Source organism: Cupriavidus sp. GW823-FHT07B10, from assembly GCF_058794355.1.
The window spans coordinates 99,403-114,371 of the sequence record NZ_JBXAGS010000019.1 but is presented as its reverse complement, the minus strand read 5'-3'; the positions used below and the strand labels follow the sequence as shown (position 1 = coordinate 114,371).

14 protein-coding genes are annotated in these 14,969 nt (G+C 64.6%); 9 read left to right on the top strand and 5 right to left on the bottom strand.

Annotated elements, in window-relative coordinates; all coding sequences use genetic code 11:
* The first annotated feature begins 77 nt into the window (after positions 1 to 77).
* The 9 genes from AC1Q6V_RS28640 (at position 78) to AC1Q6V_RS28600 (ending at position 7,635) form a co-directional block, all read left to right on the top strand.
* A complete protein-coding gene (locus tag AC1Q6V_RS28640; RefSeq protein WP_492363705.1) occupies positions 78 to 395 on the top strand; it encodes a DUF7696 family protein in 318 nt (105 codons plus the stop codon).
* The gene (locus AC1Q6V_RS28635) at positions 347 to 1,687 is read left to right on the top strand and encodes a recombination directionality factor (RefSeq protein WP_492344532.1); all 1,341 of its coding nucleotides are present in this window, start codon (positions 347 to 349) and stop codon (positions 1,685 to 1,687) included. The genes AC1Q6V_RS28640 and AC1Q6V_RS28635 overlap by 49 nt, the downstream gene beginning before the upstream one ends.
* 138 nt (positions 1,688 to 1,825) lie before the next feature.
* The gene (locus AC1Q6V_RS28630) at positions 1,826 to 3,247 is read left to right on the top strand and encodes a metallophosphoesterase family protein (protein ID WP_492344606.1); all 1,422 of its coding nucleotides are present in this window, start codon (positions 1,826 to 1,828) and stop codon (positions 3,245 to 3,247) included.
* Positions 3,248 to 3,409: 162 nt separating this feature from the next.
* Positions 3,410 to 3,928: a hypothetical protein gene (locus AC1Q6V_RS28625; RefSeq protein ID WP_492344533.1), complete on the top strand. Its 519-nt coding sequence runs from the start codon at positions 3,410 to 3,412 to the stop codon at positions 3,926 to 3,928.
* Positions 3,916 to 6,240 carry a sbcc family protein gene (locus tag AC1Q6V_RS28620; protein ID WP_492344534.1) on the top strand — a complete coding sequence of 775 codons (2,325 nt, stop codon included), beginning with the start codon at positions 3,916 to 3,918 and terminating at the stop codon, positions 6,238 to 6,240. The genes AC1Q6V_RS28625 and AC1Q6V_RS28620 overlap by 13 nt, the downstream gene beginning before the upstream one ends.
* Positions 6,241 to 6,327: 87 nt before the next feature.
* Positions 6,328 to 6,522: a hypothetical protein gene (locus tag AC1Q6V_RS28615; RefSeq protein ID WP_492344535.1), complete on the top strand. Its 195-nt coding sequence runs from the start codon at positions 6,328 to 6,330 to the stop codon at positions 6,520 to 6,522.
* Positions 6,515 to 6,856: a hypothetical protein gene (locus AC1Q6V_RS28610; protein WP_492344536.1), complete on the top strand. Its 342-nt coding sequence runs from the start codon at positions 6,515 to 6,517 to the stop codon at positions 6,854 to 6,856. The genes AC1Q6V_RS28615 and AC1Q6V_RS28610 overlap by 8 nt, the downstream gene beginning before the upstream one ends.
* A 9-nt stretch (positions 6,857 to 6,865) precedes the next feature.
* Positions 6,866 to 7,063, top strand: coding sequence for a cell division protein ZapA (locus AC1Q6V_RS28605; RefSeq protein ID WP_492344537.1), 198 nt, complete (start codon positions 6,866 to 6,868; stop codon positions 7,061 to 7,063).
* Between the two features lie 68 nt (positions 7,064 to 7,131).
* The gene (locus tag AC1Q6V_RS28600) at positions 7,132 to 7,635 is read left to right on the top strand and encodes a hypothetical protein (RefSeq protein ID WP_492344538.1); all 504 of its coding nucleotides are present in this window, start codon (positions 7,132 to 7,134) and stop codon (positions 7,633 to 7,635) included.
* A gap of 587 nt (positions 7,636 to 8,222) precedes the next feature.
* On the opposite strand, the gene AC1Q6V_RS28595 is transcribed toward AC1Q6V_RS28600, so the two are convergent.
* The 5 genes from AC1Q6V_RS28595 to AC1Q6V_RS28575 are packed head-to-tail and all read right to left on the bottom strand — an operon-like array spanning position 8,223 to position 14,923.
* Positions 8,223 to 9,410 (bottom strand): adenylate/guanylate cyclase domain-containing protein, encoded by a 1,188-nt coding sequence (locus AC1Q6V_RS28595; RefSeq protein WP_490924409.1) that lies wholly within the window; start codon positions 9,408 to 9,410, stop codon positions 8,223 to 8,225.
* 26 nt (positions 9,411 to 9,436) lie between these two features.
* Positions 9,437 to 11,146 (bottom strand): PAS domain-containing hybrid sensor histidine kinase/response regulator, encoded by a 1,710-nt coding sequence (locus AC1Q6V_RS28590; RefSeq protein ID WP_022539878.1) that lies wholly within the window; start codon positions 11,144 to 11,146, stop codon positions 9,437 to 9,439.
* Positions 11,147 to 11,201: 55 nt separating this feature from the next.
* Complete coding sequence (locus AC1Q6V_RS28585) at positions 11,202 to 12,518, bottom strand: peptidoglycan DD-metalloendopeptidase family protein (RefSeq protein ID WP_492344539.1); 1,317 nt, start codon at positions 12,516 to 12,518, stop codon at positions 11,202 to 11,204.
* Positions 12,519 to 12,577: 59 nt separating this feature from the next.
* The gene (locus AC1Q6V_RS28580; protein WP_492344540.1) at positions 12,578 to 13,252 is read right to left on the bottom strand and encodes a c-type cytochrome; all 675 of its coding nucleotides are present in this window, start codon (positions 13,250 to 13,252) and stop codon (positions 12,578 to 12,580) included.
* On the bottom strand, positions 13,253 to 14,923 hold the full coding sequence (locus tag AC1Q6V_RS28575; protein ID WP_492344541.1) for a flavin monoamine oxidase family protein: 1,671 nt from the start codon (positions 14,921 to 14,923) through the stop codon (positions 13,253 to 13,255).
* Between the last annotated feature and the right edge of the window lie 46 nt (positions 14,924 to 14,969).

The following is a 14,969-nucleotide window of genomic DNA, read 5'->3' as shown; positions in this document are numbered from 1 at the left end:
GCGAACAAGCTCGCTTCCGCCATGCCGGAGCGGGCTTTTTTTGTTTGTAGGAACCCTCGAACAGGAGCTGCCCAACGCTGTCTGCCATCGACCAGAACTCCGAGATTCGTGCCGCGATTGCGGCCTCGCTTGCCCGCCGCCGGCCCGACTACGTCGGTCAGCCGAATGCGTGGCGCAGTTTGTGTGAAGCGGCCCATGTGGCCGGTCTAGCGGAACCCGCCCGAGCGGCGTTCCTTTCCCAAGTAACGACCCAGCGCGGGGCCGACATAGCCCTGCGCCTTCGGGAGCATGCTGCGTCCATCCGCGTCGCCGTCGTTCAGTGTCTTGAATGTAGGAGCAACGCACCATGCAACGAGCCATTGGCTACACCGACTTCAATCAACCTCGCAGCCTGATCGAGGAGCGGCCCGCGCGGCCACCCATCATTGGCAGGATTCGGCCGGGCATCAAGGTGCTCACGAAGCGGGCCAAGGAGAATGAGCAGGCGGTCAAGATCCACGACGCCGGCCTTGCCCGTGGCGACTCGTTCGAGGCCATCGGCGAGGAGATTGAGCGCAAGACCAAGCTGCGCAATGCGCTGGTGCCGAAGAACACGGCCTGGTTCACCTGCCGGGCCTCGGACTTCACCAATCCGGCCACCGCCGAGGAGATCCTCCAGAAGTACGGCGAGGATCGCGGCGATGGTCTGAAGCTGTGGCGCTTCCCGGTCATCTTCGCCTTCGACGACTGGTTGGCCAACATGCCCAACCAACTGACGGTGTGGGGCCAGCGGGGCATGCAATACTTCTCCGAGTACGGCCACGATGGCAAGCGGTACTGCAAGACGTATGCCGCGCCGGAAGTCGACCAGCGCGCCCAGCGTGCCAAGCGCCTCTTCGGCGGGCGCACCATCATCCTGCGCCAGGACAACGCCATTCCCGATGGCGTCTGCGATCCGCACCAGTGCCCGCAGTACCAGGAGCGCAAGTGCAACCTGAGCGCGACGTTCCGCTTCGCGATCCCCGATATCAAGGGCCTCGGCCTGATCGAGCTGCCGACCAATTCCATCTACGTGCTGCAGAAGGCGTATGCCGCAATGCAGACGGTGGCGTTGGCGCGGGGCGGCCGCCTGGCCGGCCTACAGTTCTGGATCTCGAAGAAGGCGGTCGATATTACCCGCATCGGTGACGATGGCCTGCCCATGCGGCAGGAACAGATGCTCACGATGCTGGACGCGGAAATCGACATGGGCGCGCTGCTGGATGGCGCGGACCAGATGACGCCGGCGCTGGAAGCCGCAAGCCAGGCGGTTGCGTTGCTCGAAGGCGCAAACGCCGCAACGTCCGCAACCGCTGCGCCGCCGGTGTCACCGCTCGCCGATATCTCGGACGCAATGCCGTTGGCGCCTGAACCGGCACCGATGGCTGCGCCGGCGTCGGGCGCTGCGCCGATGTCGACCGAAGTCGATCCCGATGACCGTGAGAGCGTGCTGGCCGACCTCGCCGCCCGCCTTAGCATGGCAAAGGGACAGGACAAGATGGACTTGCTGACCTTTGCGCGCCTCGAGTACGGCCAGGGCTGGACCAAGCGGCCCAACGACGTCGACAGCATGATCGGCGAGATGCAGGCCGCGCTGGCCAACCCGTTGGCCTTCCGCGAGCAGGTCCGTGCCCGCGTGCGCGAGGCCACGCCTGCGGCGTCGGTCTGACGGCGTAGCAACGTGAACGGTGCGCAATGCGTCGTTCACGTTCGCTTCACCCCAACCCTTTTCACCTGTGGCCCATCCGGGTCACGTCTTTACTTCTGCGCGCCGCTCCCGGCGCACATCCCTTTGGAGAATCACATCATGCTCAACGCGAGTGAGAGCCTGCTGTTGGCTCATTTTTCTGATCTGCACTATTCGACCGGCCATCTGGCCGAGGCGGATCGCTGCTTCGGCTTTGCCGTCGAGCATGCGATCGCCGCGGGCAGCCAGGTTGGCGTCATTTCGGGTGACTCGACCGATCATCGCCTGGACGCCCACACCCCGGCGCTGCGCGTGCTGGCCGAGCGCATCCGCCAGCTTTCCGAGCACATGCCGGTGGTGATGCTGCAAGGCACGTTTTCCCACGAGCCGCCCGGCACGCTGGATCTGTTCCGTCTCGTTGGCAACCGCCATCCGGTCTACATCGCCGACCGCATCCACCAGGTGGCGCTGCGCGACGGGGTGTTCATCGCCTCAGCCGGCGCGCTGTTCACGCCGGTGGAGGTCGACGCGCTGCTGGCCGATGGGGCGCCGGAGGTGATCTTCACCTGCGTGCCCACCGTCAACAAGGCGATGCTCGCCGCGGCTGTGGGGGCAATGGACGCTGCGACCGCGGTCGGTGACCATCTGGCCGCCTACCTGCACGCCGCCGGCACCGTGAATCGGACGCTGCGCGCCCGTGGCATTCGCACGATGGGCATTTCGCATGGCACCGTCAACGGCTGCCAGACCGAGCATGGCGTGCCGATGGCCGGATTCGATCACGAATTCACCATTGGGGCGCTGTTCGATGCCGAGTGCGACGGCTTCATGCTCGGCCATATCCACCGCGCCCAGCAATGGGACCGCGAGGGACGGCTGGTGGCGTATCCGGGGTCGATCGGGCGCTTCCACTACGGCGAGATCGGCGACAAGACCTACCTGCAATGGCAAGTTGCGCCGGGACTGGCCGAAACGACCCCGGTTGTGACGCCTGCCCGCGAGACGCTGTGCATCGACTTCGACGGCCCGCCCGACATGGGCGAGCTGGCCCGCGTTGCCGCCAGCGCGACCGACAAGTTCGTGCGCATCCGTTGGGTGGTGGACGAAGAGCACCGCCAGGTGGTCGATCGCGACGCCATTGGCGCCTTGTTCGCCACGGCGGCCGAGGTGAAGCTGGAGGGCCGGGTCTTGCCCGCCGTGCGCAGCCGCGCCGAGGGCATCAGCCGCGCCGCCAGCCTGTCCGAGAAGATCACGCGCTGGGGCGAGTTGACGCACGTCGACACCAACCCGCTGCTGGATCGCCTGTCGATGCTGGAGCACGCCGAGCCGCAGGCCATTGCGGACCTGGTGCTGCAGCAGCTGGAAACCTTGGACGCACCAGTGCTCGCGGCGCCCGCCGCGCCACCGATGCCACCGGAACCCGTGACGCGAGCCATGCCGGCGCCGATCGAGACTCCTGCGCCTGTCATCGTGAAGCCCAGCGCCCCGCCGCCGGCGATGGACTGGCTCACCGACGACCTGTTTGCGGAAGCTGCCGCCTAACCCTTGAACCTGGCCAAAAAGCCATGTTCCGAGAGCCCTGCGGGGCTGTCGAAACAAGGTTTTACCCGCGTCCCTGGGACGCATCGACCGTTGTTTCATCCCTTTGACCCCTGACGGGTGCTTCCCGTCCGGGATTGCACTCCGTCCACCCTGGAGTGCATCATGATGCTTTACCCTGCCGGCCCGGACTGGGCCCATACGTTTCAAACCGACCTGGCAGCGTCCGCACTGGCCGTGCGCCTGGCGGACGCGCACGGCTTCACCCGCAGCACCCTGTTCCAGCCGTTCGGCGCAGGGCGTGGCACGGTGGTGGCGCAGCGTGGTCACCTGCTGGTCCTCGCGGTACACGCCGCCGATGGCCAGCACTGGTACGAGGTCACCCCCTCGCTGGAAATGCAGAACCTGCTCTGGTCGTTCTCCCATGGCTATGCCAGCCAGTGGAGCGCGCTTGAACTCAAGGCGCTGTGCGGCTGCACCGCGTGGCCGGACGTGATCGCGCTGGCCCGCCAGCAGTTCGCCGCCGCCGTGCGCTCCCTGGAGCGTGCGCTGGCCGGGCTGCCCGAGCGGCATGCGCCGGCAGCTGTCCCTGACATGCCGTCCTATGACGGCGAGGTGATGGAACTTCCCGGCGACTACCTGGCCTCGATGACCGGCCTGGAGGTATCCGAATGCGCCCACTGAAGCTGACCCTTGCGGGTTTTCATGGCGTGCGCGATGGCATGCGCCGTGACAGCGTGACGCTGGACCTCACCAGCCTGCCGCCCGGCCTGATCGCACTGGTCGGCCCCAACGGCGCCGGCAAGACGACGCTGATGGACAACCTCCATCCGTATCCGATCATGCCCAGCCACGCCTCGAAAATGTCCGCCGACGCCTTCTCATACTGGGACCACCTCTGTGGTACCCGTGGCGAAAAGGATCTGGAATGGGAGCACGCCGGCAAGCAGTACCGGTCGGCATTCGCGTTCCGCAACCCGGGCAAGAGCCGAAAGGCCGAGTATTACCTGTTCGAGAAGGGTGCCAACGGTGACTGGGTGCCGCTGCAGCTGCCCGACGGCACGCTGTCGGATGGCAAGGCCGATACCTACAACCGCTGCATCGAGGCGGTGCTGGGCTCGCCCGAAGCGTTCTTCACCAGCGTGTTTTCGGCGCAGAACCGCCGCCCGATCGCGAGCTACCAGGCCAGCGAGATCAAGAAGCTGCTGGCCGAGTTGCTTGGCATCGACCACCTGCGCGACCTGTCGGCGAAAGCCGGCGAGGTGTCGAAAGGGTTGACGAGGCATCTGGACGCCTTGCAGCGCGAACTGGTCGGCCTGTCCGCCCAGCGCGAGCGAGCCGCCCAGTTGGGCCGGGAAATCGGTCTGACCGACGAGGCCCTGGCCGGGGCGCGGCGCGAGCGCGATGCACAAACCGCCGACGGCGCGAAGCTCCTCCAGGAGCGCGCGACGCTGGCGGCGAGGCAAAGCGCGAGCGCGGCGACCGAGGCGCGTGTGCGCGAACTCAGGCAACGGGAGACCGAACTGGGAGCGCGCCGGCGGCAATTGGAGTCTGACCAGCGTGCTGTGGCCACCCGCGCCGCCACGCGGCGCCGGGAGCTGGAGCAGTTGATCGCCAGCCGCAAGCTGGTGCTGGCCGAAGGGCCGGCCATTCTGGCGGCCGCCGAGCAGCGGGACGTCGTGCAGATGGCCGTTGGTCATGAGCAGGGTGAGCTTGCCACGCAGCAACAGGCCGTCAGCCGTCTGGAAGCGCAGCAAACGCAGCACGCCGCGCTCTCCACCGAGCTGCAGGGGCTGGAAGCCCGCGGCAAGTCGGCGGCGCAGTTCGCGACCTCGTTGAAAGGCCAGGCCGACGTGATCGAGACGGTGCCATGCAGGGCCGACCCGATGCACGCTACCTGTCCGTTGCTCGCGCAAGCGCGTGACGCCAAGGGCAAGCTGGCCGAGCAGGTGATCCTCGTGCAGGACCTGCGGGCGAGCTACCAGGCGAAGCTGCAGGCACTGAAGCCCTTGTCGGAAGCGGCGGCCAATCTGCCTGCCCAACGTGCCGCGCTGGCTGCCATGCAGTTGGCACTGGCCCACGATCAGCAGGAGCTGCAACGGCTGACCGCCCTGGCGGCGAAGAAGCCGATGCTGGATGTGGCACAGGAAGGGCTGGCGCAAGCCGAGCGCGATCTGGCCGCCCTGGCCGATGAGGAAGCTGCCAGCAAGGCCCGGCACGACCGGGATCTTGCCGAAGCCGACTCGCACCGGTCAGTCGTGCAGCGTGAGTTGTCGGGACTGGCGACGGAGGACGTCACCGGCCTGCTGGCCGCCATGGACGTGCGACTGCGCCAAGGCCGCGAGGCCGTGGTGGCGCTGGACGGGCGGATCGAGGCATTGATCCGCCAGCAAACCAGCCTGGCCACCGAGCGCGAGCGCGTCGAGGCATCGCTGTGCGGCCTGCCCGCGGTACAGGGCAAGGCTGACCGGCTCTCCGACGAAATCGCGCAGTGGAAGCTGCTGGCGAAGGCGTTGGGCAACGATGGCGTGATCGCGTTGTCCATCGACGACGCCGGACCGGCGCTCACGCGCATCGTCAATGACCTGTTGCTCGCCTGCTACGGGCCGCGATTCACCATCGCGATCCAGACGCAGACGACGCTGGCCAACGGCGACAAGCGCGAGGGCTTCGAGATCGAGGTGCATGACGCCGAGAGTGACAACGCGAAGAATTTCGCTGTCATGTCCGGCGGCCAGAAGATCTGGATCAACGAGTGCCTGACCCGTGGGATTGCGCTCTACCGGGCGCAGGACTCCGGGCAGTCGTTCCAGACGCTGTTCACCGACGAGGCGGACGGCCCGCTCGATCCCGAGCGCAAGCGTGCCTTCATGCGCATGAAGCGCGAGGTGCTGCACCAGGGCGGGTATGAGCGGGAGTTCTTCATCACTCACACACCCGACCTCGTCGATGAAGCCGATGGCGTCATTGACGTGGCGGCGCTGGCAGCAGCGTAAACCTACGCAGTTTTCTTTTCACGTCACGGCCGGTCCCGCAAGGGGCTGGCCGTACCTACTCTTGATTAGCAAATCTGAGGTGAACGAATGGGCCTGATGGTCGTTATTTCCATTGAGGGGCCCACCCTCGATGGCCTGGATGAGCCGGCGCAAGCCGCAGCGCTCATGCACGTGCTGGCCGACGAAGTTGTGGCCCGCATTCCGAAACTTGAGCCTGGCCAGTCTGTGCGGTTCGACCCGCGATCAGGCGTGCTGGCAGTGGCGGCCTTTACGGATGCATAAGCATTCTCCCTACCAATCGCTTGCCGGCTCTTGCCCGCAGGCTTCCAAATTTCAAGCTATGCCAAAGATCATGATTCCGGCGGAACACGCCGCCAAGTTGCTGCCTCGCGGTAAGAAGGTGCACACGTTCTTCAAAGTTTTCGGCTGGATGGGCGCCGACGTTGACCGGACCACGGTTCTGGCGGCATTTGCGTCAGCCCGGCAGGTCGAAGTCTCGCCCGATGCTGCGTGCTTCGGCCACCAGCTGGCGGTGAAGCTGGACGGCATGCGCACCTACATCGACACCAACCAGAAGGCGCTGCGCAAGCTGGTGCCGCAAGCCGTGGCCGCGTGAGGATCGACCATGAACCTCATTGTTGACGTTGACATTAGCGGTCCCACGTTTCAGGGGGCGGCCGGCCCGGCCGAAGCCGCACGGCGCTTGCGCCAGCTGGCCAACGAAATCGAACGCAAGGTGCCGGATTTCTCCGGCTGTCGCGAGGGGCAACGCCTTGCCGGCACGGATGGCGGAAGCGCCATTGCCTATCTCGCCGACCTGTAGCACGTTCACCACTCTACAACCCATGGGGGCCCAGCCCCTGTGGGCTGTGGCCCCGCAGAAGGGGTCACATGCAAACCATATCTCTTTTTCCGCAGGGTGCCCTCGATCCAATCGAGGACAAGGCGGACCAGGCCATTCGCGCCATCCTTGCCATCATGAAAGCCGGCCACCCTCTCGTCCTCGCCTACAGCGGCGGCAAGGACAGCAGCATGGTCGCTGCGCTGGTACTGCACGCCGCCGTGCTCTATCAGGCTGCGGGCGGCAAGCCGCTGGTCGTCGCAACCACCGGGGATACCCTCGTGGAATCCCCTGAAGTCGCCCAACACTACCGCCATGAACTCGAACGGATGCGCGGGTTCGGCAGGCGGCATGGCTTCAGTGTCATCACGCGCATCGTGCAGCCGACGATGGCCTCGACGTTTCAGGTGAAAGTCCTGTCCGGCCGGGCGCTGCCCAGCTTTCCAGGCACGCACGGCGATTGCTCGACTTATGGTGACCTGTCAAGCGTAAATAGCACTGTCGCCCCGCCTATCCTAGGGACTTTTCAAGCGTTGCTCCTTCCTGGTCAATAAGAAGTGTCAACAACTCTCGTCCATTCGCCATTCAAATGCGTGGTTTTGTTGACACTTGATCAACATAGACTGAACGATCGGCCAAAGCGGGCAGGCGCGGGACCGAAGCCGCTGGTTTGAGTCCACTGGCGGCGTTCCCTGAAACGGCCGAGGCGCCCGACGCGCGGTCATTCGCTCAGGAAGGGTCGACGGCCTTAGCCGACCCATCTCGGCCACCCGGCCTACACCGCAATTAAGGCCGGTAGACGCTCTATAACGGCCATCCCAAACGAAGTTTCGTTTCAGCAGTACGCAAGTAAGCGACTAGTTCTTCCACCTTGAGTCGGCTGAAGCGATCAAGCATCGTCGCTGCGAAGGAGGATCGTGGAGACCATGCATATGTTGTTGAAAGCTGAGCGGCCGCGCCAGCGGAAGTAAAGCACCGAATTCAAGGTGATGGCCCTGGCGATGGTTCACCAGGAAGGAGTAATGGCGGACGGAGTCCGTCAACGCGACGAATTGAATGTGAGTATGGAATCGGCACACGCTCGGGTTAAGCCGGACTGAAGCCGCTCGTGGAACCATGTGGCGTCGCAGCCAGCATGCGATTACCGGGAGGCGTCTGTGGTTCGTCCAGCCACTAGCCATGTACGTAGCTCGCCGATGCCCTTCGCGTTTATGGTTCCGCGCGCTTCCAGCAGGAATGGCTTCCCAAGCCGTTGCTGAGTGGCTTCCGTTATCTGAACACGGCCGGCCACACCGTGGGACTCCATCCGGCTAGCAATATTGACCGTTTCGCCCCACAAGTCATAGATGAATTTTCGTCGACCGATCACACCGGCAACGACCGCGCCGCTGTGGATGCCAACCCGCAACTGTAAGTCGTACCCGCTTCGCTCGTTGAACCGGTTCAGTAGTTCCATCATGTCCAGTGCCATATGGGCGGCCCGGGCTGCGTGGTCTGCAGCGGGGGAGGGCAGGCCGGCGGCTGCCATATATGCGTCGCCGATCGTTTTGATTTTCTCTAGCCCACGTTTATCGGCGATATCGTCAAAGTCGGCGAAGATCTCGTTGAGTATGGCCACCAGTCGTTCTGGGCTCAGGGCAGGCGAGAAGCGGGTGAACTGAACGAGGTCGGCAAACAGCACCGAGACTTCTTCGAACCTGTCGGCGATGATTTCCGGTGGGCCGGCGGCGATCAGATCGGACCGCAGCTTCAAGCGTTCGGCGATAGGAGACGGCAGTACGTTGAGGAGCAGCCGTTCGGTGACCTGTTGCTCGCGAACAAGCTTCTCGTAGAGGTGCCTGAGTTCATCGCTCTGGCGAACGATGGTTTCCCTGCTTGCTTCCAGCTCACATACCTTGCGCTCGAGCGCGTTGCCGTACTGCAAGGACTCACTGTGCAGCAGGCGCACCTCCAGCATGTTCCGCACCCGCATCAGTACCTCGCCGAGATCGAATGGCTTGCTGACAAAGTCCTTCGCGCCGGCCTGCAGTGCGCGCAGTTTGTGATCGGGTTGGGCGGTGACAACGATCACCGGAAGGTAGCTGGCCGGCTGGACGACCTTGAGGTTCTCCATGACCTCGAACCCGTCCATGCCAGGCATCTGGAGATCCAGCACGATCAGGTCATAGTGGTTCCTGCCGTGAAGCTCGGAAACCATGCGCGGATCGGTGGTTGATTCGACGCTGGTATATCCGGCCGCATGCAGCATCCTTTCGAGCAGCAGGACATTGGCCTCCAGATCGTCAACGACCAGGATTCTTGCAGCCAGGATGTCCGATGGGTGGATCATGGCAAGCCAGTTCGCGGGACTCGGTGCTAGCCCTGGGCAATGAATCCTCGCGGCTGTTCCAGTGCGGCGTTCAGTGCATCCATGAATTCATGGATCCTGATGGGCTTGGTCAGGTACCGGAAGAATCCTGCCTTCATGCCCCGCTCGATGTCGCGTGGCATGGCATTGGCACTGAGGGCGATGACCGGAATATGCATCGTCTTGGGGTCTTCGCGCAGGCGCCCCAGTGCTTCGATGCCGTTGATGTCCGGCAGATGGATATCCATCACGATCACTTCGGGCAGGGAAGTGCGCGCGAGCTCGACTCCGAGAATCCCGGTAGCCGCGGACAACAAATGCACGTCTGCCCGGCGGGCGAGGAGTTGCTCCAGGAGCTTGAGGTTGGCGGGGTTGTCTTCCACATACAGCAGGGTGTGCATCGTGGATGAAGCTTCGATTGACGACCGGACAGGTGAGGCGGCCTCCGCGCTCTCGCCAGCCATCGCGGGAGGCGCGGCAGCAGGCAGTTCGACCCGGAACATGCTGCCCACGCCAGGCGTGCTTTCGACGTCGATGGTTCCACCCATCAACTCGGCCAGCCGCTTGGCCACCACGAGACCAATGCCGGTGCCTTCCACGGGGCCTGCCTCATGCCCCAACCGATTGAACGGTTGGAATAGCTGGGCCAGCCGTTCCGGTGTCAACCCTGCGCCGGTGTCGCGCACGCTGACGCATACGCGATGCTCCGTCGTCGTCACCTGCACATCGACAGAGCCCTGGTCCCGGTTGTACTTGATGGCATTGGAAAGCAGGTTGAGGAGGATCTGCTTCAGGCGGGTTCGGTCGGCACGGACGAAGCAGGGTAGTTCGCCTGCGGGAAACCGCATGCGGACCGTGCGTTTCAGTGCCTGCTGCTCAAGCATTGCGTGGCACTCGCGCAGGGTGTCGATGACCGATACCGGCTCGGGGGACAGCGACGCGTGACCGGCTTCTATCCTGGCCAGATCAAGGACTTCGTTGATGAGCTCCAGCAAATGCCAGCCCGCTTTCAGGATCTGGTCGATGCTGGCCTGCTGCGACGCGGTCGGAGGCGGAGACTCGGAGGCCATCAGCTGCGCGAAGCCGAGGATGGCATTCAGCGGATTACGCAACTCGTGGCTCATGCTCGACAGGAACTCCGACTTCGCATGGTTGGCGCTTTCAGCAGAGGCCTGGGCCTGCTTCAGCGCTTCGATGTCGGTGCCGGATGCAAGCCACTTTACGATCTTGCCGTCAGCATCCTTCAATGGTGACCCGCGTTCAAGGTGCCATCGGTAGGCGCCATCGGATGCCCGTTTCAGGCGATATTCGATTTCGTACTCGCAGCCTCTCGCCACTGCGTCTGCCCAGTGGCCGATATTGCGCGCGAAGTCCTCGGGGTGGACGGCCGATTTCCAGGCGCCGGAGCGGGTTTGCTCAAGACTGAGGCCGGTATAGCTCGTCCACCGTCGGTTGCAGTAATCGATCCGGCCATCCGCATCGGCGGTCATGACCATGTGAGGGATGCCGTCGGCAAGCAGCCTGAAGTGCGGCTCGCCCTCCCTGAAGTCGAGGGCGGAAGGACGATCCTTTCCCGATCCGTCATGAGGCTGCCTGCGCATGATCTGCCCCCGCAGTCGGCGGTCTGGCGCCTGCGCGCAAGAGGCGATGGCAGGCCGGCCGGAATCCGCGTCATGAAGGAAAGCATACTCGCAGCCACTGCCGGTGCAAACCGGCATGCGCGGGGAGGATCCTGGTCAACTCGCGAGTCGACAGTGCGCCACTTGGGGCGGCTCAGCCGAGGCTGGATGCCACTTCAATGCCGCGCAGAACATGGATACGGCTCAACATGTCGCTGGCCTGGCTCAGGAAGCCCTGGCGTGCGCGTCCGGACAGCGTGACGGGTTCCATCAGCATGACGCTCAGCGGGTTCTGCGGCACGTCGTTGAAGCGAAGCTCGTAGTGCAGATGCGGTCCGGTCGCCCAGCCGGTCTGGCCGACGTACGCGATCAGTTGCCCCTGCGTGATGCGCTGGCCGGGCTGGATGCCAGCGAAGCCAGACAAGTGCGCATAGTACGTCGAGTAGCCGTCAGGATGCTTGAGGATGACGATATTGCCGTAGCCCGTCTGCTGGCCGACAAAGTCAACAGTCCCATCCGCTGTGGCGAAGACCCGGGTTCCTGTCGGGGCGGCAAAGTCGACACCCTTGTGCTGGATCCATTGGTGGTGCACCGGGTGGTTGCGCCAGCCGAAGCCCGACGACAAACGCGAGAACTCGACCGGCGAGCGGAGAAACGGGCGCGCCATGCCCCGTCCGTCGAAGGTGTAGTAGGCACCGGAATTTCCGCCATCTGCGCCGTCATACCACAGGGCCTGGTAGAGCTGGGCGCGGTTGACGAGTTCGACGACCACGACGCGACCGTTGCGCACCAGCGCACCGTCACGGAAGCCCGCCTCATAGACAATGTGAAAGCGATCGCCCTGGACGATGTCGTGCTGGAAATCCACCACGCCCGAGAAGATCGAGATCATCTGCCGGACGATCTCGTCGGGCACATTCGCGGCGTCCATCGTCTTGAAGAACCCATTCGCGGTGATGGTGCCGGAACGCATCTCGTAACGCAGTTCGTTCCTGACCGCCTGCAAGTTCGCCTTGAAGGCGGGCTTCTGGAAGTCGCCGGCCCGCCGGATCAGCAGTTCGCGCGAGGCGGTGGTATTGCCGGCAACGAGGGCGCGCAGCGAGACCAGCAGCTTGTCCTGGTCGACCTCCGCCTGGACGACCTGATCCGGCTGGAGGTTGAAAAGGGTGCGCGCCGCCGGATCCCTGGAAATGAATTGCTGTGCGTCGGGATCTTCCACGCCGAGCCGTCTGAGCACCGTGGCGATCGTGTCGCCGCGTCGCATGGGCTCCTCGTGGATGTAAGTTGCACCGGCATCCGCCAGCTTTTCGAGCTGGTCGCGCACGTCGGGCAGTTGCAGGGCTTCCAGCCGGCGTGGCGCACCAGGGTCATGGTAGGCGCTGCGCGGCGCCACGCCCATGGCTGCCGCCATGCAAAGCATGAGGACAGCCGCCAAGCCGGCTGGCAGCCAGGACGGTGTGTATCGGCGCATTCCCCGTCTCCTGTCTGACCCGCGCATCTTGCCGACTACCCTTGCTGCCCCGTCGGGCCCTATCGGGCGCCGATCTCCCGGCGCTCAGGCGACATCCTGGCCAGGTAGCGGGCCACTGCCGGGATGTCTTCGTTCGACAAGGCGGCGGCAATGCTGTCCATGGCGCCGGACGCGTCATGGCGTTTGCCGCTCTTGAACGCGGCAAGCTGTTGCCCAAGGTAGCTCTCGCCCTGGCCGGCGAGGCGTGGTGCCAGGTCCTTTCCGGTCAACCCTTCGGCATGGCAGGCCTGGCAACTGCGCGCCTGGACCACAGCCTTGCCGCGCGCCTCGAGCGCGGCGCTGGCCGTGACATCCGGGCTACCTGTGGGCGCCTGCTTTGCGTAATAGGCTGCCAGCAACCCGATCTGCTCATCCGTCAGGTTCCTGGCGAGCGGCCCCATGGTCGGGCTGTCGCGCTGCCCGCTGGCGAAGGCGCGCAACTGCGCCTCGATAAAAGCCGCCGGCTGGCCGGCCAGGGCAGGGTACTCGGCATTGCGGGACTGACCGCGCGGGCCATGGCAGGCGAAGCAGGTCTCCGGGAATTGCGGCCAGCGTCCACCATCGGTCTGGCTGGCCACGGCCTGGTTATCCAGTGCCGTCCCGAACCGGTGATAGCCCACGAGGTCGGGAACGATGAAGGCGGCCACCGCCACCACGGCCGCAGCCGCCACGAGAACAGGGCGCTTGTATTTCATTCATGCCTCCCGAACCGGGTATGCCAGGGCGCCCAGCACCTGCAGGGCGGCGCGGTGGCCGGAACGCACGGCACCATCCATGGCGCCAGCCCAGATGTCGGCCGTCTCGGTGCCAGACCAGATCAGCCGCCCTGTCGGCGGATGCAGGTACTGGCCCAGCTTCGTCCAGAAGCCCGCCGGCATCGGGTTGATGCAACTCATCGACCAGTTATCGACCTTGCCCCAGTCGAGATCGTGGTACTGCATCGGCTTCAACGCCTTGTCCCCGAACGCCTGGGCATAAATGGCCGAGAGGATGCGTTCGGCAGCCTTGGGCTCGGCGGGCAGGAAGCCAGGCTTGACGAATGCGCTGATCACGCCGACCGAGCCGTCTGGCGGCGAGTTGTCGACCGACCAGATCAGCGGGCCGTCCAGCGGCACAACCTGCCCGTTGAATCCCTTGTCGCGCCAGAAGGGCCGTGCATAGACATGCGCCGTCTTGCGCATGGGCGCGTGCGCCGGCCAGAACCGATGCAATTGCGCGCGTCCGGCGGTCAGCGGCGGGTCGAAGACGACCTGCTGGCATAGCGCCGGATTCAGTGCGGCGATCACGTGGCGCGCCCGTACCACGCCCTGGTCGGTGTGCAATTCGACAATGTCGCGATCCCAGCCAACGATCTTGCGTACCGGGCAGGACAGCCGCACCTTGTGGCCAAGTTCGCGTGCCATCCGGATGCTGAGGATCTGCGCGCCGCCGACGAAGCGCGTCTCCTGGGCGCCGCCCTTGATCCTCTCAAGCGTGTCGTAGTCGCTGTTAGCGCTGTTGATCACCGACAGGTAGTGCAACAGTCCCAGTTGCGCCGGTTGCGCGCCGAGCGACAGGGTTGCGGCCAGGCTGAAGGAGAATTTTTCCTCGTTGCTCAAGTCTTGCCGTGCCAGCCAGTCGCCGAGCGACAGCTTGTCTAGTTCTGCCGCGTTTGCCGCTGTCCACGGTGCGCCACTGGGCACGCGGCGCGCCAGCTCGCTGAGTTTGGCGGCGACTTTTCCCTGAGCACCGACGCCGCCCTGGAGATCCTGCGTCACGCGGACATCGCCAGCCAGGAACACGGTCTTGCCCTGGTAATAGGTACCGAAGGTGTCGACGCCGAGCTCGCGCGCCAGGTCGGCAATGGCGGTCTGACCGGGCCCGATCCACTGCCCGCCGGCTTCCGAGACCACGCCGTTGCCCAGGTCATGGTTGTAGGTGCGGCCGCCGACCCGGCTACGTGCCTCCAGGACGACGAACGTGTCACATCCGCCGCGTTTCAGGTCGCGTGCGGCGGTCAGGCCCGCCAGTCCGGCACCGATGATCGCGACATCGAGCACGTCGCGCCCCGCAGATGCGGCGCCGGCGCCCTTCACCCGCGGCGCTGCACTCGCTGTGCGTGGTGTGCCTGCCAGCAGCGTTGCAGCGCTAGCCGCCGCAGCCGCGCCGAGGAGGCGGCGTCGGGTCAGTGCGACTGTGTCGCGGTTCACGATGTCTGCCGGTGCGGCATCGACTTCCAGCGCATCTTCACGTGTCTTCGCGTGCATTGTTAGGACAAAAGTTAAATGATTGGCATACTCGCGGCAAATATAGGTCAACAACACAAACAAGTCAAAATTATGAATCGCGAGCCCAAGTTGATTCCTGCGTAGGCGAGAAGAGTCCATGTGGGATAGGGAATACCCGCCCTTTTACTTCTGACTTATCTTTGTC

Coding starts and splice junctions, on each gene's coding strand:
- AC1Q6V_RS28575 (WP_492344541.1), bottom strand. CDS start 14,923: ATGGACTCTTCTCGCCTACGCAGGAATCAACTTGGGCTCGCGATTCAT.
- AC1Q6V_RS28610 (WP_492344536.1), top strand. CDS start 6,515: ATGCATAAGCATTCTCCCTACCAATCGCTTGCCGGCTCTTGCCCGCAG.
- AC1Q6V_RS28605 (WP_492344537.1), top strand. CDS start 6,866: ATGAACCTCATTGTTGACGTTGACATTAGCGGTCCCACGTTTCAGGGG.
- AC1Q6V_RS28625 (WP_492344533.1), top strand. CDS start 3,410: ATGATGCTTTACCCTGCCGGCCCGGACTGGGCCCATACGTTTCAAACC.
- AC1Q6V_RS28630 (WP_492344606.1), top strand. CDS start 1,826: ATGCTCAACGCGAGTGAGAGCCTGCTGTTGGCTCATTTTTCTGATCTG.
- AC1Q6V_RS28615 (WP_492344535.1), top strand. CDS start 6,328: ATGGGCCTGATGGTCGTTATTTCCATTGAGGGGCCCACCCTCGATGGC.
- AC1Q6V_RS28635 (WP_492344532.1), top strand. CDS start 347: ATGCAACGAGCCATTGGCTACACCGACTTCAATCAACCTCGCAGCCTG.
- AC1Q6V_RS28620 (WP_492344534.1), top strand. CDS start 3,916: ATGCGCCCACTGAAGCTGACCCTTGCGGGTTTTCATGGCGTGCGCGAT.
- AC1Q6V_RS28590 (WP_022539878.1), bottom strand. CDS start 11,146: ATGCCGGTTTGCACCGGCAGTGGCTGCGAGTATGCTTTCCTTCATGAC.
- AC1Q6V_RS28580 (WP_492344540.1), bottom strand. CDS start 13,252: ATGAAATACAAGCGCCCTGTTCTCGTGGCGGCTGCGGCCGTGGTGGCG.
- AC1Q6V_RS28600 (WP_492344538.1), top strand. CDS start 7,132: ATGCAAACCATATCTCTTTTTCCGCAGGGTGCCCTCGATCCAATCGAG.
- AC1Q6V_RS28585 (WP_492344539.1), bottom strand. CDS start 12,518: ATGCGCCGATACACACCGTCCTGGCTGCCAGCCGGCTTGGCGGCTGTC.
- AC1Q6V_RS28595 (WP_490924409.1), bottom strand. CDS start 9,410: ATGATCCACCCATCGGACATCCTGGCTGCAAGAATCCTGGTCGTTGAC.